General features: G+C 43.8%; 20 protein-coding genes. 13 read left to right on the forward strand and 7 right to left on the reverse strand.

Annotation, left to right across the window (positions count from 1 at the left end):
* The first annotated feature begins 119 nt into the window (after positions 1-119).
* The 3 genes from NDI33_RS23965 to NDI33_RS23975 all read left to right on the forward strand — a co-directional run bounded on the left by NDI33_RS23965 (position 120) and on the right by NDI33_RS23975 (position 3,729).
* Positions 120-899 carry a helix-turn-helix transcriptional regulator gene (locus tag NDI33_RS23965; RefSeq protein WP_190673464.1) on the forward strand — a complete coding sequence of 260 codons (780 nt, stop codon included), beginning with the start codon at positions 120-122 and terminating at the stop codon, positions 897-899.
* A 22-nt stretch (positions 900-921) separates the two neighbouring features.
* Positions 922-2,928: a pentapeptide repeat-containing protein gene (locus tag NDI33_RS23970; protein WP_190673468.1), complete on the forward strand. Its 2,007-nt coding sequence runs from the start codon at positions 922-924 to the stop codon at positions 2,926-2,928.
* Positions 2,929-3,330: 402 nt separating this feature from the next.
* Complete coding sequence (locus NDI33_RS23975; RefSeq protein WP_190410507.1) at positions 3,331-3,729, forward strand: response regulator transcription factor; 399 nt, start codon at positions 3,331-3,333, stop codon at positions 3,727-3,729.
* A 75-nt stretch (positions 3,730-3,804) separates the two neighbouring features.
* Here NDI33_RS23975 and NDI33_RS23980 read toward each other — a convergent pair whose 3' ends face one another.
* Positions 3,805-3,987 (reverse strand): hypothetical protein, encoded by a 183-nt coding sequence (locus NDI33_RS23980; protein ID WP_190410508.1) that lies wholly within the window; start codon positions 3,985-3,987, stop codon positions 3,805-3,807.
* A gap of 42 nt (positions 3,988-4,029) precedes the next feature.
* Positions 4,030-4,290 carry a hypothetical protein gene (locus NDI33_RS23985; protein WP_190428356.1) on the reverse strand — a complete coding sequence of 87 codons (261 nt, stop codon included), beginning with the start codon at positions 4,288-4,290 and terminating at the stop codon, positions 4,030-4,032.
* A gap of 300 nt (positions 4,291-4,590) precedes the next feature.
* Between NDI33_RS23985 and NDI33_RS23990 the strand changes: the two genes are divergently transcribed.
* Complete coding sequence (locus tag NDI33_RS23990; protein WP_190428357.1) at positions 4,591-5,136, forward strand: DUF2854 domain-containing protein; 546 nt, start codon at positions 4,591-4,593, stop codon at positions 5,134-5,136.
* Positions 5,137-5,161: 25 nt separating this feature from the next.
* Here the strand turns inward: NDI33_RS23990 and NDI33_RS23995 are convergent, their stop codons facing one another.
* A complete protein-coding gene (locus NDI33_RS23995; protein WP_190410511.1) occupies positions 5,162-5,419 on the reverse strand; it encodes a chlororespiratory reduction protein 7 in 258 nt (85 codons plus the stop codon).
* Positions 5,420-5,695: 276 nt separating this feature from the next.
* Complete coding sequence (locus NDI33_RS24000) at positions 5,696-6,208, reverse strand: Hsp20/alpha crystallin family protein (protein ID WP_190673471.1); 513 nt, start codon at positions 6,206-6,208, stop codon at positions 5,696-5,698.
* 31 nt (positions 6,209-6,239) lie between these two features.
* On the opposite strand from NDI33_RS24000, the gene NDI33_RS24005 reads away from it, so the two are divergent.
* The gene (locus NDI33_RS24005) at positions 6,240-6,413 is read left to right on the forward strand and encodes a hypothetical protein (RefSeq protein ID WP_190535014.1); all 174 of its coding nucleotides are present in this window, start codon (positions 6,240-6,242) and stop codon (positions 6,411-6,413) included.
* Between the two features lie 53 nt (positions 6,414-6,466).
* Here the strand turns inward: NDI33_RS24005 and NDI33_RS24010 are convergent, their stop codons facing one another.
* Positions 6,467-7,000 (reverse strand): Hsp20/alpha crystallin family protein, encoded by a 534-nt coding sequence (locus NDI33_RS24010; RefSeq protein WP_190673473.1) that lies wholly within the window; start codon positions 6,998-7,000, stop codon positions 6,467-6,469.
* A 304-nt stretch (positions 7,001-7,304) separates the two neighbouring features.
* Between NDI33_RS24010 and psaC the strand changes: the two genes are divergently transcribed.
* The 3 genes from psaC to NDI33_RS24025 all read left to right on the forward strand — a co-directional run bounded on the left by psaC (position 7,305) and on the right by NDI33_RS24025 (position 10,931).
* Entirely contained in the window at positions 7,305-7,553 is a 249-nt protein-coding gene (gene psaC, locus NDI33_RS24015) for a photosystem I iron-sulfur center protein PsaC (protein WP_089128523.1), read from the forward strand.
* A 183-nt stretch (positions 7,554-7,736) separates the two neighbouring features.
* Complete coding sequence (gene glmS, locus NDI33_RS24020) at positions 7,737-9,890, forward strand: glutamine--fructose-6-phosphate transaminase (isomerizing) (protein WP_242033035.1); 2,154 nt, start codon at positions 7,737-7,739, stop codon at positions 9,888-9,890.
* A 231-nt stretch (positions 9,891-10,121) separates the two neighbouring features.
* Entirely contained in the window at positions 10,122-10,931 is an 810-nt protein-coding gene (locus NDI33_RS24025) for a methyltransferase domain-containing protein (protein ID WP_190673476.1), read from the forward strand.
* Between the two features lie 35 nt (positions 10,932-10,966).
* On the opposite strand, the gene dxr is transcribed toward NDI33_RS24025, so the two are convergent.
* The gene (gene dxr / locus NDI33_RS24030) at positions 10,967-12,163 is read right to left on the reverse strand and encodes a 1-deoxy-D-xylulose-5-phosphate reductoisomerase (RefSeq protein ID WP_190673514.1); all 1,197 of its coding nucleotides are present in this window, start codon (positions 12,161-12,163) and stop codon (positions 10,967-10,969) included.
* Between the two features lie 175 nt (positions 12,164-12,338).
* Between dxr and NDI33_RS24035 the strand changes: the two genes are divergently transcribed.
* From NDI33_RS24035 to NDI33_RS24050, 4 genes are all read left to right on the forward strand, one after another.
* Complete coding sequence (locus NDI33_RS24035; protein WP_199302319.1) at positions 12,339-13,628, forward strand: mannosyltransferase family protein; 1,290 nt, start codon at positions 12,339-12,341, stop codon at positions 13,626-13,628.
* A gap of 338 nt (positions 13,629-13,966) precedes the next feature.
* The gene (locus NDI33_RS24040) at positions 13,967-14,947 is read left to right on the forward strand and encodes a methyltransferase domain-containing protein (RefSeq protein ID WP_190673479.1); all 981 of its coding nucleotides are present in this window, start codon (positions 13,967-13,969) and stop codon (positions 14,945-14,947) included.
* A gap of 134 nt (positions 14,948-15,081) precedes the next feature.
* The gene (locus NDI33_RS24045; RefSeq protein ID WP_199302320.1) at positions 15,082-16,485 is read left to right on the forward strand and encodes a DUF2079 domain-containing protein; all 1,404 of its coding nucleotides are present in this window, start codon (positions 15,082-15,084) and stop codon (positions 16,483-16,485) included.
* Between the two features lie 30 nt (positions 16,486-16,515).
* Positions 16,516-17,196 (forward strand): acetoacetate decarboxylase family protein, encoded by a 681-nt coding sequence (locus NDI33_RS24050; protein WP_190440412.1) that lies wholly within the window; start codon positions 16,516-16,518, stop codon positions 17,194-17,196.
* 269 nt (positions 17,197-17,465) lie between these two features.
* On the opposite strand, the gene NDI33_RS24055 is transcribed toward NDI33_RS24050, so the two are convergent.
* Positions 17,466-17,945: an orange carotenoid protein N-terminal domain-containing protein gene (locus tag NDI33_RS24055; protein ID WP_190410531.1), complete on the reverse strand. Its 480-nt coding sequence runs from the start codon at positions 17,943-17,945 to the stop codon at positions 17,466-17,468.
* 236 nt (positions 17,946-18,181) lie between these two features.
* Here NDI33_RS24055 and NDI33_RS24060 point away from each other — a divergent pair, with 236 nt between their 5' ends.
* Positions 18,182-18,373 (forward strand): hypothetical protein, encoded by a 192-nt coding sequence (locus tag NDI33_RS24060; protein WP_190673482.1) that lies wholly within the window; start codon positions 18,182-18,184, stop codon positions 18,371-18,373.
* Position 18,374 lies beyond the last annotated feature (1 nt).

Below are 18,374 nucleotides of genomic sequence, written 5' to 3' on the forward strand. Positions count from 1 at the left end.
CAGAGTTTAATATGGGTTACTAAAATATAAAAAATTTCTTAAGTTTAAAGCATTTTTTAGTTTTCCCTTAGCAATAATAGTTAAGCATCAAACATCCCCTTAAGACAAAAACTTCATTAATGATTACTCTTCGTATTCAAGAAATTGCAGACGCAAAATCAAAACCTTTAACTCTAGAAGAACTTAGCCAAGTCTCAGGCGTTTCTTTAAAGGTTATTCAAGATTACGCAACTAAACCTATCAAAACACTTACAGAGGAAGTTGCTGACAATCTCAGAAAACTTGCAGACAAACTAGAAGTAGACGTATTGGAGTTAGTTATGCCTGTACGTCAGGATGTAGACGTATTGGAAGTTAAGCCTGTAGATAAACAAGAGGCAGTCAAGCTCGAAATTCGTAAAATAGCAAAGGATACGAAAGATTGGAACTTACAAGAGTTGAGTAAGCAGTGTGAGGTAGACCTAATTATAGTGGAATTTTATAGCAAGCAGCCTATTTATAAGCAAAAATTAGATGAAACTAGCGCTAAAGAAACTCTCAGCAAAATATGTAAAGCTCTAGATTGTCAAATTGAGGATTTGTTAGTTGAAGTTAAAGCTGAAGAGTTGCCAGAGACTAAGCTTCGTATTGAAGAACTGGCGGCAGAAAGAGGTTTGAGTTTAAATGATTTGAGTTTGCTCACACGTTTATCTTATGAATTTATAGATTTAGTCGCTACTCAGCCTATTAATGTTGATCTTTTGAGTGATTTATTTACTGAGAATGAAATAGTAGAGTCTGCCGATAATAAAATACCTACTGATGATAATAAAATACCACCTAATGTATATGTTTTGCGCCCTAGATTTTGCAGACATTTAGGTTTTTGGTTTCCTGGTATTTGCAGAAGAAGATTTTAGCAATAACCTTGATTGATTGCGTATGACAAGCTATAAAGGCGATATTCGTAGTATTAATTTTACTAAAATTTATTCATTTAATAAAAACTTTCAAAATGCACAAGCTGGGCTGAAGAAAAATCATAAGATTTTGTTAAGCACTATAGGTATTGTAACTTCAATGCTCAATATAATGCCTTTGCTCTCAGGAGGAGCTTTAGGTTTTGTTATTTACCTTTCTCTAGGAAATGACTATGCTATTAGTTTTACAGGAATTTTTATAGAAATTAGTATATATACGGCTAGCTTGATTTTATTAATAGTTCGTGGTTATCATTGGACATCAATTTCCTTTATTGCTGCACTAATTATTATTTTTACACTAATAGGTATTTTTACAGATAATGAGCTGGGCTTTGCAATTTTTTTGCTTGGATTAAGCATAATTCTTGGTTGGCTTGGAGCTATTACTACAGGACTATTAGTAGTTTTTACTTCTTTAGGTTATTGGCTTATAAATGAATTCCTAGCTATTTTAGGAGCTAGTTTGACGGTTGTAGTCTTACTTTTGATTATACCAAAATTAACAAAAGTCGAATTTACTGTAACTTTAATTGCAGCGATCGCAGTCATCCTTACAGGCGCTATCATCGCAAGACAGGCAATTAGAGGCTCCCCCAAATTTTCTTGGATTAGAGAAAAAGCGGTCTTTTGGGCGGCAACAGGTGGTACATCTTTTTATGGAGTCGATTTAACAGATGCTTGCTTTGATGGTGCAGATTTACCGCACACAGATTTTAGAAAGGCTATCTTAACCCGTGCTAGCTTCAAAAATGTAACTGGACTAGAATTATCTAGATTGCAGGGAACGATATTGGAACAACCCAATGTTAGAAAGTTACTGATAAAACCACACGAAGGTTACGGAAGGGATTATACAGGAGCAAACTTAAGTGGCGCTAACTTAAGAGAGGCTAATTTGGAAAAGGCAGTTATTACGGGAGTGAACCTGAGTAATGCCGATTTGAGAGAGGCTAATTTAGAAGGAGCAAATCTTAAAGAAGCAAATTTGAATGGTGCCAATTTCAGAAAAGCTAATTTGGAATGGGCAAACCTAGCTAAAGCTCAAATATTAGATGCAGATTTTTCAGAAGCTTATCTTACATATTCCTGCATTCAAGAGTGGAACATTAATAACAACACCCGTTTCAAAAACGTTGACTGTAAGCTTGTCCATTTGAAGCAAGGCAAGCACGGGTTTTTACTACAAAAACCAGACAGCGGAGAGTTTCAGCCGGGTGAATTTGAAAAATGGATTGACAAATTACAAGAAACGGTTGACCTAATTTTACAACAAAGAATGAATTTAGCGGCTTTTGCTGTTGCCATAGCTAAAACTGCTCTTGAGTATGATGGATTAGATGTATCTCGTTACAGTATTGAAAATAAAGGTGATCGTGTCTTCGTCGCTAAGGTGGGTGTTTTTCCAGGCGCAGACAAACCTGCAATCCATCAAAGTATTACAAATTACTATTACAATGAAGTGTCTATTCAAGGTGAAAGAGCCAACATATTATTAAATCCATCAGCGGAGGTTGAAATTATGGAAAATAAACACACTAATGTCTCCGGAGATATAGTTAGTGGGGATAAAGGAGATAAGACTACTGTCGGTGATGTCACTGTTGGTCGCGATTTTATAGGGGCTAGCATTGTGGGCGATATCAGTGGTCAAGTAACTACGACTATTCAGCAGCTTCAGGGTGTTAATACTACTGATGGCAACGATCTTGCGGAGATTTTGACAGTTTTGCACGAAGCTATTAAAGGTGATTCTGCGCTTTCTGACAGTCAAAAGAAAGAGGCGCTAGAAGCAGTGGAAACCATCGCAGAAGAAGGGAAAAAACCCCCGGAGGAACGTGCGCTCAAGTATTGCTCGATGGCTGTGAATGCTCTTAAGGGGGTTACTGCTGCTGTTACCGATGCTAGTAAACTCGCTGAAGTCCTTCAAACTTATCTGCCGACGCTTACAGGACTTCTGGGCATTTAGACAGTGTAGGACTTAAATTCAGTCTTTAATTCATTAGACAGGAAACTTTAAAGAAGCGATCGCACTCTCTACCCAATTAGGAGGGCGATCGCTCTTTTAGCCTATCCCTCCCGATGGAGAGGAAAGTCGGAAAAGGTATTGGTATCCTTGGAAGTGAATGGCTGAAGCTCAAGAGCGATCACGCTAGAAAGACAAAAGCGAAACGAGCGGCTGTTCAATTGGTTTAAACATATAAAAACTAAACTTCCAGATTTCTTTATAAATATTTAAACTTTAGAAAATTATCTACTTTAGTTTGGAGGTAAAATGAGTATTTCTTGCAGCAGTTCGCTCGGATGGTAGAGGGACTTTTGTATCCTATGCCCCTAAACTAGAACCGTCAGATGATATAGTTATCCTCTTATGTTGTCCTGTCAGCACCCCCTTCTTCGTGTTCTTGTTGTTGATGACCACGAGCTAACTCGTTTTAGCCTGAAATTAGCATTCCAGAGTCAGGCAAACATCGAGTTAGTTGGATTGGCTAGTAACGGTCAAGAAGCCGTTGAGATGGTCGAGCGTCACCACCCTGATGTGATTATTCTCGATCTACAAATGCCAGTTTTAGACGGTTTGAGCGCATCTACCCAGATCAAGCACATCGATCCGCACGCTCAGATTATTGCCTATTCCTCAGTCGAAGACCCGCAGATTGAGGTGATGAGCCAAACCGCCAGAATTGATGCTTTTTGTAAAAAAGACACCGCTACTCAAGAGCTGATTGCTCTAGTCAAGCAGCTTGGGCAGCGGGCAGTCAGTCATTAGAAATGGGCGCAAGCAGCGATTGGTGTCCTTGCCGTAGCCTCTTGGCTAGAGTTCAGCTCGGCAAGGCGTTAGTTTCTAGTTGGCATCTGCCTCTGGGAAGGTGCGCCGAAATTCATCAATCAGGTCATCAATTTCTTCGAGTGCCTGATTAACATCAATTCGTAGAGTTCCCAGGTTTGGTTCCTCCAGAAGCCTTACCAGTGACTCACGCTTGAGTTCAATCTGGCTAATCCATTGCTTGAGTGTTTGTGGGTCCATTGTTTGCTTCCTCTGTCGATTATTTATTTACAATAATTAATCCTAGCGAAGGAAAGGAGGACGTTTCGGATCGGTAGGCTTATTTTTAATCACTTCAGAAATAAACCGCTTCAGCGCCTTCTCTCGATTTTTCATAAAAGCCGACCAAAATCCTGGTTGAAACTCATCCATTGTTTTGGCTAAAGCCCAAACATCTACAGCCAAGATGTTATAAAGCGTTTCATCTTCCTGCTTCAGCGTTTTGAGTTGATCCAGGATGGCTTTACTCTTTTTTGTAGCCCCGGAATTGTCTTCTTGAATCATTTTATTATCTCAGTTATGAATTGATGGCGGCGGACAACAGCGACTTATTTTGATAATAGGGGTTCCTTTTGTAAACGCCCTGAGTTATGAATTACGGTTGGTTGATGGGCTACTTTACAGACTCTGCACTCATTCGTCAAGGGCTATCAAATTAGCGAGACTTCTTCAGCTTCGTGCTTCCCAATCGCGACCCAAAGCAATGGACATGGTTTTAACAAAAATCCTACCCATACTAGAGATGTTACCCAGTGCCAAGGATAATAAAGCTGAAGAGATTGTCAATTGGGTATCCTAATTAAAATGTTACGTCAAACTTCTTTGGGAACGTTGGGTTTAAGTGTTGGTGGCGTTTTATTTCTGGCGGGACTGGTCGCTTACGTTACCGACAACCCAACGCTGAATTTAGCCGGATTCTTTTATGGGGTTCCCCTGTTGCTGGGAGGACTTGCCCTCAAAGCCTCAGAACTTACGCCCGTACCATTCAGCAAACCGACTTCCAAGGACATACTGGCACTCCGAGAACAGCAAGCAACCGCAACTCAAAACCAAATTCGTCTAGATGTCACCCGCTATCGCTACGGTCAAGATGCTCATCTCGATAGCTCTTTGAGCAGCTTGGGGCTGAGTCCAACCGATGAAGAAAGACCTGTGCTAACAGGATTACACGAAACTGCGATCGATGGGGCTTACGCTTTGGTGTTGGAATTTGAGTCGCCGCTCTTCCCTCTAGAGGTTTGGCAACAGAAGCGGGAGAAAATAGAAGGGTTTTTTGGCCCTGGTGTGCGCGTAACCGTGACTCAACCAGCTGAACAACGTGTTGATGTAGCGCTAATTGCTACACCCTAAACGTAGGGGCGGAGGAACTCCGCTCTTATTTTTCTAAACGCACGACATACCACTGTAAAAATTGTCCTGGCCCCATATCTAATTCGCAGGACGTTTCTAGCAGGTATTCAGCTTGAGCTTCTACTGAAGGAAATTTTTGCAAATCTGGCGGTAGGTTATCTTGACGAGTTGCCAAAATTGCCTTCAGTTTTTCTAACATTTCTGCGGGAGTGAGGAATTGCTCTGGTTGGTTGGGTTCCAGAACAACGAAGGCATCTTGTCGATACATCAAGGAATCTGGCATTTTAAGTTTTTTCCCAAAGAAGGCATCTTGCACAAGTGTATCGTCCTTGACGATAGCTAAAAAGATGACATTGTCCAATTAGGAGATGGTTTTTTCTAGAGGCAACTTACTGAGGGATTGTCTCTAAAATAAATAGTTTTTCAAGGTGCAACGCCAAAAAAATAGCCGCTGAGTGGAGGGTAGGATTCTACTGAAGACCACTCAGCGGTTAGATAACTAAATTAGGCTATTGTTTCTTACCCAGGCTCAAGACTCTTCAGGAAGGCAAGGGCAAGATTAGTTCACGCTAGCGTGGTTGGCTTCAGGAGTTGACTGACTGGTCAATTCTGGAGTTGTATTGGTGCCGCCTAAGTTGAGTTTGACGACGGTACGCCGCGCTTCCGTGACTTTCGGCAGGGTTAATGTCAGGATGCCATTCTGGAAGTCAGCCTTGGCTTGGTCGTTTTGAATGGGCACTGGCAGCGGAATCACGCGCTGGAAACTACCATAGCGGAACTCGGAGCGGAAGAAGCCTTTTTCTTCATTCTTCTTCTCAAAGCGATGTTCGCCGCTAATGGCGATCGCTTCACGAGTGATTTGGACATCAATGTCCTTGCCTTCTACGCCTGGAATTTCAGCCCGCAGGATCAGATGGTCTTCAGTGTCTTGGAGTTCAATGGCAGGCTTCCAAGTTGTGCTGTACTGGCGAGAAGCTACGCGATCGCTTCCAGCAAGTTCATCAAACATTTGATCCATTTGACGACGCAGAGTTTCCATTTCTTGGAAGGGTTGCCAACGAATCAGTGCCATAAAACAGTTACCTCCAATTTGCAGTGACTAAATGCTTGAATTGAAATTTGTTCAATGGGATGAAGCTTTTAGTTCCCACGTTTTTATAATGTCAAAACAGTCTGGTTACGTCAGTGAGGAAAACCGAATTGCCTTTTGGGGGATTTTCCCGACTTCTGGAAGAAGGCGAAAAATAACCGCTGAGTTGCTGATGCTCAGCGGTTGAGTGGTTAGACTAAGAAGTTTTTGCAGCTACGGATTAACCGAAAATTATCTGGATTAATCCCAGACGCTAGCCGGTTCAGCACTCTCAGTTGCTTCGGTCTTCTTCGTATCAGCAACGGGTGCATCAGTGATTTCTGGAGCCGCACTGGTACTATCTGCTAGATTGAGCTTGACCACGCGATCGCGAACTGACGTTACTTTGGGCAGCGTCAGCATCAGGACGCCATCCTTAAATTCAGACTGGACGCGATCGTTGTGAATCGCAACAGGCAGAGAAATTACTCGCTGAAAGTTTCCGTAGCGGAACTCAGAACGGACGTAACCGCCTTCTTGTTCTTTCTTTTCGTAGCGGCGTTCGCCTGTAATCACAACCGCTTCACGAGAAATGCGGATATCAAGGTCTTTGGCTTCGATGCCAGGAATTTGTGCCCGCAGGATTAAGCTATCCTCTGTATCTTGCAGCTCAATCGCAGGCTTCCAGGTGATTGGAGCATCCCGATTAACGCTTGCCAGTTCGTCAAACATTCGATCCATTTGACGGCGCAGGGTTTCCATTTCTTGAAAAGGTTGCCAACGAATCAGTGTCATAGTCGATTCCCAAGGGTTAAAACTTCTCTGTGTCGAACGCTGGAATTGAATTTTGTTCAACTGAGTTAAGCCTTTCGTTCACACTTCTTTATGATGTCGAACGCACCCCAGCTTTGCCGGTGAGGCAAACCGCCTTGAGACAGAGGGATTTCCCCGCCTTTGTCGGAAAGTCGCAATTAGGGGCAATCTATTACAGAGTTTGAAGTTCTGTGGCCTTTTGCAGAGGCGTCTATGCGCCTGCGGTAAACTAAGCCTTGATTCTAGTGTCATTAGTAGAGAACACTCAGAAAGGAGCCGTTTTTCGATGTCTCATACCGTTAAAATCTATGACACCTGCATTGGATGCACCCAATGCGTTCGCGCTTGCCCAACGGACGTCCTAGAGATGGTTCCCTGGGATGGCTGTAAAGCCCAACAGATTGCCTCATCTCCTCGGACTGAAGATTGTGTAGGTTGCAAGCGGTGCGAAACTGCCTGTCCTACCGACTTTTTGAGCATCCGAGTTTATTTGAGCAATGCTGAAACGACTCGCAGCATGGGCTTGGCATACTAACAAGCTGGCTTGAAAACACTTTTTATCATTCCGATTCCAAGGCATTGAGGGGGCAAATTGCTCCCTCTTTTTTGCGGAATAAGAGCGCGATCGCCCGTAACCAATACAATGTTGTTGACCTTGACGTTCCTGGGATAGCCCAGTAGCTTTTAAGATTAAGTGTGAACAGGAGTGTTGTGATATATGTGCGGAATCGTTGGCTATATTGGCACTCAAGCGGCGACAGAAATTTTGCTGGCAGGCTTGGAAAAACTGGAGTATCGGGGCTACGATTCTGCCGGTATCGCCACAGTCTTGGAAGGTGACATCCACTGTGTGCGGGCCAAGGGCAAACTCTACAACCTGCGCGAAAAGCTACAACGAGAAGTCAATCCGGCGACGATTGGCATTGGACACACCCGTTGGGCGACTCACGGCAAGCCAGAAGAATACAACGCCCATCCCCACACGGATACGGCTAAGCGAATCGCGGTAGTCCAAAACGGGATTATTGAAAATTATCGGGAGTTGCGAGAAGAACTCAAAGCCAAGGGACACGAGTTTCGCTCAGATACCGATACTGAGGTGATTCCTCACTTAATCGCCGAATTAATGGCACAGCAAGCGCAGCAAGCAGCGGCGACAGCTCAACCGTTTCCGTTTTTAGAGGCGGTGCGGCAGGCGGTGACGAAAACGGGGACGGATACTGAGTTAATCCCCCAGTTAATCGCCGAACTAATGGCACAGCAAGTACATAACTCGGCTTCTACACCTCAACAGTTTCCGTTTTTAGAGGCAGTGCGGCAAGCGGTAACGAAGGCGGGAACAGACACGGAGGCAATCCCCCAATTAATGGCTGAAGTGATGACACAGCAGGTACACAACTCAGCTGTGACAAGTCAGCATTCTTCCTTTTTAGAAGCGGTACGGCAGGCGGTGAATAAACTGGAGGGAGCGTTTGCGATCGCAGTTATCTGTGCTGACTATCCTGATGAATTGATTGTGGCACGGCAACAAGCTCCCCTCACCATTGGTTTCGGTCAAGGAGAATTTTTCTGCGCCTCTGATACTCCGGCACTGGTTCCCCACACTCGCGCCGTCCTGACGCTGGAAAATGGCGAACTCGCAAGAATGACCCCGATTGGGGTTGAGGTGTACAATTTTGCAGGCGATAGGCTGAAGAAAAGTCCCCGGACGCTGAGTTGGAATCCCGTACAGGTGGAAAAACAGGGATTCAAACACTTTATGCTCAAGGAAATTTACGAGCAACCGGGAGTGGTTCGCGCTTGTTTAGAAGCTTACCTGAACGCAGATTGGAACGCCGACTCTCGTCAATCTCCCATTAAACTGAACTTACCAGCGTCACTGTACGAGAATTTAGAACACATTCAAATTCTTGCCTGCGGCACCAGTTGGCACGCCGGACTGGTGGGTAAATACCTGCTGGAACAGTTAGCGGGAATTCCGACCATCGTGCAGTATGCCTCTGAGTTTCGCTATGCACCCGCGCCTCTCACTGCCAATACGCTGACCATTGGTGTTACCCAATCTGGAGAAACAGCGGATACGCTGGCGGCTTTGGCAATGGAATCCCAGCGTCGTGCCACTCAGCCGTCCCAATTTCAGACGCGATTGCTGGGGATTACCAATCGTCCAGAAAGCACTTTGGGGACGATGGTGCCCCAGATTATCGAAACCCATGCCGGAATTGAAATTGGAGTGGCGGCGACGAAAACTTTTGTTGCCCAGCTGATGGCATTTTACTGTTTGGCGCTGGATTTAGCTTATCGGCGTCAGACGGTATCGGCAATTCGGTTAGAGCAAATTTTAATTGGCTTGCGGCAGTTGCCAGCCCAGATTGAACTGATTTTAGAAAGTCAGGAGCGGTATATTGAACATCTGACTCACGATTTTGCCGAAACAAAAGATTTTATCTTTTTAGGACGGGGGATTAATTTCCCGATTGCCTTGGAAGGGGCGCTGAAATTAAAAGAAATCAGCTATATCCACGCCGAAGGTTATCCCGCTGGAGAGATGAAACACGGCCCAATTGCATTGTTGGATGCGAAAGTTCCGGTAGTAGCGATCGCCATGCCGGGGACTGTCTACGAAAAAGTCCTCTCGAATGCCCAGGAAGCGAAGGCGCGGGATTCCCGCTTAATTGGTGTGACGCCGATGAACGACCCAGAAGCAGCGGAAACTTTTGATGATTTGTTGCCCGTTCCTGCTGTGGAAGAGTTGCTTTCTCCGATCCTCACAGTAATTCCGTTGCAACTGTTGGCTTATCACATTGCGGCGCTTCGCGGCTTAGATGTAGATCAGCCTCGGAATTTGGCGAAATCGGTAACAGTTGAATAAGCTGTTATCACGTTTCTTAGTCTTTTTTATTAGGAACCGCAAAGACGCTTGGTACACGAAAGGAAAAAAGAAGAGTTCATCAATTAAATAGGATTGCTATATATAGCAATCCTTTCACTTTTAAGAATTGCAAAATCCTGGCTTCTCTTTATCTGCGTCCTAAAGCGGTTTACTTTTTTACAACTCAAATAGGACTGCTGTACTTGCATACGTTGATAACTTCATCGAATTATGAATAGTTACAAGCAACAGGTAATTGAATTTTACAATAGTAGAACTGCCTACGATTTCGAGGAAGGGACACGCCATCCACTTGAAGCTAAGCTCCTACTTGAATCTGTCCCGATTCAGAAGGGAGATAAAATTCTTGATGTTGCTACTGGAACGGGTTTAGTGGCGATTCCCGCAGCTCAAAAAGTGGGTTCCGAAGGCAATATCATTGGCATAGATATGTCTCCAGGAATGCTCCATCAAGCTAGAGTTAAAGTTGAAGCAGCTTGCTTACAAAACATCGAGTTGATTGAGGCAGATGCAGAATCAATCAACTTTAATGATGGTAGTTTTGATGCTATCTTTTGCTGCGAGGCAATTGTACTTTTTACTGATATTCCTGCTAGTTTGAAAAAGTGGTATCGCTTCCTGAAAACAGGAGGATTTGTAGCATTTACGTGTCCTCCTGAAACGGCTTATCTGGGAGATGTTTACAGGACTATCTGCGCTAGAGTATTGGGCATATCGCTGCCACACATCCTCGAAACACTCGGTACTCCAGAAAAGTGTCGGAATTTGCTACAACAGGCAGGTTTTAGAGATATCGAAATCAAAATTGAGCCGTCTGGACGGTATCGCAATATAAGAAATGACGAATTATCCTCGAAGAGAATTAATTTAAGTTTTAAAGGCAATCCGTTGTTGACCGAACTATCACCGGAACAATTAGAGCGGTTTCAAGTTGAGTACAGAGCAGAAATTGATAAACTAGCAACCGAGAAAGGTGTCTGGGAAGACACCACAAAATTTTTTGTTCGAGGTAGAAAATGAGTTGCTGAGTGATTGAAGGAAGACCAGGAAATACCCTAACGCATGACTGCGGCGCTACTACCTTTGTGCAACTGCTGACTCACCTCAAGCGCTTCCTGCCTTGCCCATTTGTCGGCGGCAATGATGTCATCGAGAGTAGGCGTTGAGCGGTTTTGGGAAGTAAAGCGATCGCAAACTGATTCAATGCAACGGGGAATATCCAAAAATTGAATTTTTTCTTCTAAAAATAGCGCTACTGCCTGTTCGTTCGCCGCATTCAAGACAGCAGGCATCGAACCACCGGCACGACCCGCCGCATAAGCCAATTGCATACAGGGATACTTGTCGTGGTCGGGTTCCTTGAAAGTGAGATTTCCAGCTTTCACTAAATCTAGCTGTTCCCAGTCGGTATAAATTCGCTCAGGCCAGGATAGGGCATAAAGTAGCGGCAAACGCATATCAGGCCAACCCAACTGAGCTAAGACTGACGTATCTTGCAATTCAATCAGCGAGTGAATAATGCTTTGGGGATGGATGACAATATCGATGCCATCGTAATCCATGCCAAAGAGGAAGTGCGCCTCAATCACTTCCAGCCCCTTATTCATCAACGTGGCGGAGTCGATGGTTATTTTGCGACCCATCGACCAATTGGGATGCTTCAGGGCGTCTGCAACTGTCACCGAGCCTAATTTCTCGACAGGCAAATCGCGGAAGGAACCGCCAGAAGCCGTGAGCAGAATCCGTCGCAAGCCGCCTTTGGGGACGCCTTGAAGACACTGAAAAATTGCAGAATGCTCCGAGTCCGCTGGCAACAGCTTCACGCCGTGTTTCTCTACCAGCGGCAGCACCACAGGGCCACCAGCAATCAGAGTTTCCTTATTCGCTAAAGCAATATCTTTCCCGGCTTCAATCGCGGCAATGGTCGGTAATAACCCTGCACAGCCGACAATTCCGGTGACGACAGTTTCCGCATTGCCGTAGCGGGCGACTTCAACGACCCCAGTTTCCCCACCTAACAGGATTGGTTGGGGGTCGAGGTCTGCGATCGCTTCTTTCAGTTCAGACAATTTGTCTTCTTGACAGATAGCGGCTATTTCCGGTTGGAACTGCCGAATCTGTGCGGCAAGCATTGGCACGTTGCGCCCTGCTGCCAACCCCACGATTTTGAACTTTTCCGGGTTTTGAGCCACAATATCTAGCGTCTGAGTCCCGATAGAGCCAGTGGAGCCAAGGAGAGTAATCGCTTTCACAATCATTTAAGGATTCAGGGGCAATTCCACTATAAATTGCTTGGGGTTCATCCTTAACATCTCATCTGAGCGGATTGATAAAGATCGGGGTATTATTACTGACCATAAGCCCTCAATCGTGGGCTGGATGAGTGTCAATCAATAAGATTGGGAAGATCAACTGAGTGGGGCATCTATGCAAAAATACGCTGCAACTGTGGAAACCACTGCTGTTGAAAAAAAGGAGATATGGGCGAATGGGTTCGTCTTCGCAACGGCAATGTGGCTAAGCAGCCGACTCATCATTGCGATCGCAATGATGGCGATCGCGCCTGCACTTCCAAGTCCCTCAAACATAATGCCTACATCTGGCTGGGGAGTTTTTGAGGGCTGGGATAGCATTCATTATCGAGCGATCGCTGTCTCTGGTTACGAATACGCAAATGACGGACAAGGACATAATGTTGCTTTTTTCCCCGTTTTCCCTTTACTCATCCGGGGAGTGATGACCCTCGGCTTGCCGTTTGAAGTCGCAGGCACGCTCGTAAATAATTTGGCATTATTAGGAGCGATCGCTCTTGTATACTTTTGGGTCGAAGAACGTCATGGTAGAAGTGCTGCACGGTGGGCAAGTGCCGTATTAGCTTGGTGTCCCTTTTCCCTCTTTGGAACCGTAATTTACACAGAAGGGCTATTTTTATTCTTCAGCACTGCGGCTTTACGAGCCTTTGATAAACGCCAATATGCCTGGTTATCCCTGTGCGGTGCATTAGCAACTGCCACCCGTCCCACCGGAATTGCCCTCATCCCCGCCTTTCTGATTGCAGCGTGGAAAGAACGCAGACCTCTTATCGCCTACGTTGCCAGTCTAGCGACTGCGGGAGGGTTGCTTCTATTTAGTTTGTATTGCTGGATTCGATTTGCAGACCCTTTCGCGTTTATTCAAGCACAGCGAGGATGGCGACCTTCAGTTGGTTTCGATTGGCAGGGTTGGTGGAAAATGCTGATGCAAATTTCGATTGGTACAGCAAATTGGAAGTATGGCGGGATTAAAGATCCTTGGCATCCGCTACTGTTTTTAATCCTTGTCGGCTGTGCCTATTTGCTGTGGCGATTCCGTCAAAAATTAGGTTCGGTTAAAGTCGGATACGGCTTTTGTGTTTTATGGTTAATTTTGTGGTTACAAGCAGGCGATCCGTTGATTAATACGGTTTCGTTAGTAGGGGGTGGCTACTTGTTATGGCACTTCCGGAATCAACTCAGTTTAGTGACCGTAATTTATGGCTTTTGCGGCTTGGGGTTAATTTTGTCCTCCGGAGGAACTTGGTCGATTGGGCGGATTGCTTACGGCATTGTGTCACTTGCGATCGCGCTTGGCTTATTACTTTCCCGTCACCCGCGTTGGGGATATGCCACGATCGGCTTCTTTACCGTCTTACTTATTCCGCTATCGATTCGATTTGCCCAACACCTTTGGGCAGGATAAGAAAAAACCAAAAGGCAAAAGGAGGGGGGAAATCTTCGCCCTTACAAATGCGATCGTCCAGCTATTAAATTTCCCTAAAATGCTGTGATTTTTGCACTATCAAAATCAAATCAACTTTCACTAAACCAAGTTTTACAAGAACCGCGACCAGTATGCTAAATTCACAATAAACTAATCCGATGGCTTTATATAGCAATCCTGAGAATTTGCGATCTTCTGTAGAGATGCGATTAATCGCGTCTCTATTAAGGCGAATATTGGCGTACAACTCAAATAAAGTTGCTATATATCTCTAATTTTCATTTTAAATTATTTTTGATTAATATTTGATTCAAAATATGGAAAACTCATTACGAAACAAAAAGCTTCTAGCGTTTAAAGTTTTTAGGTATGTAATATTTTATCCCTTCGACTTACTTTTAATTTCAATTTTTTTAACGGTTAATTCCTTCTATCAGCTAACCAAAATCAAAGTAAATAATGAAAACTATATAATTAACCTTTATAAATATTTGATTAATTCACCTCCTTTAGATGAAGAAGTTCAATTTTATTTAAAAAAGCTAGATTCCGGTGAAATAACACGGACATCATTAGTCTTTTCATTTTTGATGATTCCTGCTGAAACTGAAAGAAAGTTATTCAAAACGAATGGAATTCTTTCCCACCATTTAGCGCGTTTAACCCTTGTCCGAGAACATCTTCCTCCTGCTAAAGTAATCTTGGATCTTGGGGGTGCTGCTGGTCATCTCATAGAAGGAAGCTTACTAGCGATGGGGTATCCTTCTATTCCCGATCGAGTCCACATTATTGATTTGCCTCCTGAACAAAGAATGTTCGGTTCCGCTATCCTACCTACAAATGAAGTAACAACGCCTCAAGGCACTAAAGTAACCTATTATTATCAATCCATGACGGATTTATCTAAATTTGAGAATGAAATAATTGATCTAGTTTGGTCAGGACAGAGTATTGAACACATTACAGAAAACGAAGCGGAAAAAGTATTTATGGAGGTTCATCGTGTCCTGAAACCCGGAGGCTATTTTTGTTTAGATACTCCCAATCGAAAACTTACTCGTTTACAAGTTAGAATGGGCTTTGTTCATCCGGAACATAAAATAGAATACTGCCCAGAAGATTTAATTAACGACATAGAAAAATTTGGATTTAAAGTCGTAGATAAAAAGGCTGTCTCCCCGATGCCTTTTAGTTTAAGAACGGGAAGATTTAGCCGCCTAGAACTGATTGATGCAGTTGGACTGAGTGAATCTCCTGATGAAGGATATTCTTTTTATTTAAAGTGTCAAAAGATTTAGCGTCTAACTAAGGATATTATTTTTATTTAAAATGTCAAAAAATTCAGCTTTTCACTTTTAGGTTGAGTTGGGATTAGGACGTAAAGTAACCAGCAATCGCTAATTCTCTGCGTTCTCTGCGGGAAAAATATCTTATGAAAGAAACACGAATCAAGCCGAGTGCCCTGTCATTGATGATTGGCACAAGTGCCGTAATATTATTCGCGTGCAGTAGCCTACGACACTCCATGTTTCAATCGGGGGCTTATGACTTGGGAATTTATGACCAAGTGGTTTATTTAATGAGTCAAGGACAGCCGCCAATTTCTTCGATTCTAGGCTTTCATCACATGGGAAACCATGCTGCTTGGGCGGTTTATCTGCTGTCTTTCCTGTACAAAATTTATCCTAATGTTCATTGGTTGTTAGGAGTACAAGCCATCGCTTTGTCTTTAGGTGCTTTACAAATGTGGCACCTAGCACGTCAAGCGGGGTTGAAAGAATCGCAAGCAATCACAATATCAGCAGTCTACTTGCTTTACCCGCTAATTTTTAATGCAAATTTATTTGAATTCCACCCGGAAGTGATGGCAGTTCCCGCTTTTTTAGCAGGGGTATGGTGTGCTAGACAAAATCGAATTGGCTGGTTTTGTGTCAGTATTATTTTTATTTTGGGGTGTAAAGCTGTTTTATCCCTTACTGTCACAGCAATGGGGATTTGGCTGCTGATGTTTGAGAAGCGGCGTTTATGTGGTGCATTTGCTCTTTCTGCTGGTATCGCTTGGTTCCTAATTGCAACTCAGCTAATTATTCCATCTTTCAGCGGTAGCGAAGTAGCTGCCGTTTCACGTTACAGCTATCTCGGTAACTCAGTTCTAGATATTGCTAGAAATCTCCTGTTTAAGCCTGAGTTGATATTGGGAAGAATTTTCTCATTTAAGACACTCGAATATCTGGCACTGTTGGTTTTTCCAGTAATTTGGGGACTTTCTCCCCGACACATGACTCCTCTAGTAAGTGCGATTCCCGCGTTGGCGTTAAACATTCTTTCCGACAAACCACACCAACGGGATTTACTCCACCAATATTCTTTGCCAATTCTGCCTTTTTTGATGCTGGCTGTCATTTCCAGCCTTGCCGCAAATCGAAGTTGGTTGCGAGACAAACGGGCAATAATCGTATGGTCGATAGTGGCTTTCTTAGCATTAGGAAAGTATGGCTATTTTTGGTCGAAATATCAAAATTCTGTTGATACTTGGCAAGCAGCGCGAGAAGCGATCGCTCAAGTTCAAACGAAAGGCGGTGTGTTAACCACCAATCGGATTGCACCTCATTTAACTCACCGCCAGACGATCAAATTAGTGGACGATCTGAGTCCGCTCCCTGCCGATCTATCTCCCTTTGAGTATATATTGCTCAATGTGCGTTATCCAGGCGGTGCTGGCGGGACTGGTAGCCAAGAGTTCGCTGCCAAGCTGGCAAATCAACTAAAAAATACCCCAGGATTTCAATTAACCTATCAACGTGATGATGTTTATTTGTTTAGGAAAAAGTCTTAATAAAAATGAATATGATTGTAGGAGTTGAAAATGTCATATCCACAAGCACCTTGGACACTCCAGGGTTACGCGCTACAAACCCTGCACTTGATAGATGTTGAGCGATCGCGTCCCTTCATCCCTCCAGAGTTAGAAATCGTCTCAGTTTTTCCTGGAAAAACCCTAGGCGGGGTTTATCTTTCCTACTACGGATCGGGTTCCGTGTTGGAGTATAGCGAGTTAATTGTTATCCCAGCGATGGTCAAATATGAAGACAAGTTCGGCGGTTGGGTGTCCCACATCTATGTAGATAATGCCGATTCTGTTGCTGGTGGGAGAAGAATCTGGGGTTTACCGAAGGAACTTGCTGAGTTTACCTGGGAAAAAGGCGATCGCGCTGGTGTCACTGTCCGTCAAGGCGATCGGTTACTATGCAGTCTCAGCTACACAGACGCCTTATTGCCCATCTCTACATGGTGGCGGCAGCCATTAATCGGAACTGCGTTTAGTAGCCAAAATTACGATTTGCTTTTCTTCAAAAGTCAGCTTGAATCTCAACTAAAGGCAATGAGTGGCAAGCTAGAAATCCCAGCAGAAAGCCCTTTTTCCCAGTTGAACTTAGGTCAGCCTTTACTAACTGTTTACTGCGACGAGATGAATTTAGTAGTCGGTGCGCCAGAAGCAGTAGGCACAACAGTAACAGCCAGGGAAGTTGAATTTAGCTACCCTTAAAAACTAAACTTCTTGCGAAACTTGCTGTAGCTCACACATTACAACTTGGAGCTACACAAACGAATCGACCTCTCGGAATTCATCTGGGCTAAAATTCCAAAGTCTCAAAGCTTCAAGTCCATTTTGATGGACTTGAGCTGTTACCCCGGAATTTGAATTTCGAGTAGGCTACCGGATTTGTGCAAAATATCAGTAAAAAAACCCGCTAATTGCTTAACAACATAGCGGGGGTATAAAGGAGGAATTCAACAGGAAATTAAATATTCTTTCTAGATGTCAGAACCCCCAGCAGCCTCAGCACCCATCGGTAGCACCGCACCGCGTAGAAAATCGATTTGGTGCTGGAAGTCCATTCCTTCAATTTTTGCTAGCAAGTCTTTTCCAGCTTGGGAAAGTTCATAGTTAGGAGGCATCGGAATGATGGTACCACTATCCATTCCTTGCGCTAAAAAGTACCAAAACGCTAGTTTGGTTTCTGGACTCAGAGAACCATATTCGCGGCTAATTTGTGTATTCGCTTTAGAAGCAATGTCACGCTGAACTTGCAGCTGTTCTTCATGGGATAGTTCCTTAACTTGATTGAACAATCCCTGAGCAATCTCAGAACCAGAAGCACCTGGAGCGGCTGGTGTAACAGATTTACCCATCTTGGTGTACACAAACCACAGTACGGCAAGCTGCTGGTCTACATCCATGCCTTGAAAAGCTTGTTTACCTTGATCGTATGCGTGTAAAGTGCCTGATGTCATACTTAACCCTCCGGAAAATTAATAATTGCTTTGTCTCTTTTGTTCAAGAAACAGGTTTTCACTTACTTAAAGAAAATTAACGAATAAATCATGGAAGTTTAACCCCGCTAGAGACAGATATGATCCCCATTAGAAATCCATCAATAAGATGGCAAAGATATCACAAGATTTCTAACTAAAGGAAGACGTAAGCAGAGAAGTCGTCATTCGCTATTCAGTAGCCGGATGGAATAAACTTGGAGATTTTCGCAGGTTGGGAAAACACCAGGAAACTCAACGCTGAAATTCTTTTTCAGCATTTATTGCAAAAAGTAATTGGGTTTGTCCTGAGTACAGCCGTTATGAATAATTTGGATGAAATTATTACTCGCGATCCGCAAGATTTTATAAATGCCATCCTGCGGATTTTTACGAGCCAACTTATTTAAG

Origin of the sequence: Trichocoleus sp. DQ-A1, assembly GCF_039961955.1 — a bacterium.
Lineage (GTDB): Bacteria > Cyanobacteriota > Cyanobacteriia > Cyanobacteriales > FACHB-T130 > FACHB-T130.

Bases quoted from the DNA above. Each gene is read 5' to 3' on its own strand.
- NDI33_RS23965 (WP_190673464.1), top strand. From the start codon at position 120: ATGATTACTCTTCGTATTCAAGAAATTGCAGACGCAAAATCAAAACCT.
- NDI33_RS23970 (WP_190673468.1), top strand. From the start codon at position 922: ATGACAAGCTATAAAGGCGATATTCGTAGTATTAATTTTACTAAAATT.
- NDI33_RS23975 (WP_190410507.1), top strand. From the start codon at position 3,331: ATGTTGTCCTGTCAGCACCCCCTTCTTCGTGTTCTTGTTGTTGATGAC.
- NDI33_RS23980 (WP_190410508.1), bottom strand. From the start codon at position 3,987: ATGGACCCACAAACACTCAAGCAATGGATTAGCCAGATTGAACTCAAG.
- NDI33_RS23985 (WP_190428356.1), bottom strand. From the start codon at position 4,290: ATGATTCAAGAAGACAATTCCGGGGCTACAAAAAAGAGTAAAGCCATC.
- NDI33_RS23990 (WP_190428357.1), top strand. From the start codon at position 4,591: ATGTTACGTCAAACTTCTTTGGGAACGTTGGGTTTAAGTGTTGGTGGC.
- NDI33_RS23995 (WP_190410511.1), bottom strand. From the start codon at position 5,419: ATGCCAGATTCCTTGATGTATCGACAAGATGCCTTCGTTGTTCTGGAA.
- NDI33_RS24000 (WP_190673471.1), bottom strand. From the start codon at position 6,208: ATGGCACTGATTCGTTGGCAACCCTTCCAAGAAATGGAAACTCTGCGT.
- NDI33_RS24005 (WP_190535014.1), top strand. From the start codon at position 6,240: ATGCTTGAATTGAAATTTGTTCAATGGGATGAAGCTTTTAGTTCCCAC.
- NDI33_RS24010 (WP_190673473.1), bottom strand. From the start codon at position 7,000: ATGACACTGATTCGTTGGCAACCTTTTCAAGAAATGGAAACCCTGCGC.
- psaC (WP_089128523.1), top strand. From the start codon at position 7,305: ATGTCTCATACCGTTAAAATCTATGACACCTGCATTGGATGCACCCAA.
- glmS (WP_242033035.1), top strand. From the start codon at position 7,737: ATGTGCGGAATCGTTGGCTATATTGGCACTCAAGCGGCGACAGAAATT.
- NDI33_RS24025 (WP_190673476.1), top strand. From the start codon at position 10,122: ATGAATAGTTACAAGCAACAGGTAATTGAATTTTACAATAGTAGAACT.
- NDI33_RS24035 (WP_199302319.1), top strand. From the start codon at position 12,339: ATGCAAAAATACGCTGCAACTGTGGAAACCACTGCTGTTGAAAAAAAG.
- NDI33_RS24040 (WP_190673479.1), top strand. From the start codon at position 13,967: ATGGAAAACTCATTACGAAACAAAAAGCTTCTAGCGTTTAAAGTTTTT.
- NDI33_RS24045 (WP_199302320.1), top strand. From the start codon at position 15,082: ATGAAAGAAACACGAATCAAGCCGAGTGCCCTGTCATTGATGATTGGC.
- NDI33_RS24050 (WP_190440412.1), top strand. From the start codon at position 16,516: ATGTCATATCCACAAGCACCTTGGACACTCCAGGGTTACGCGCTACAA.
- NDI33_RS24055 (WP_190410531.1), bottom strand. From the start codon at position 17,945: ATGACATCAGGCACTTTACACGCATACGATCAAGGTAAACAAGCTTTT.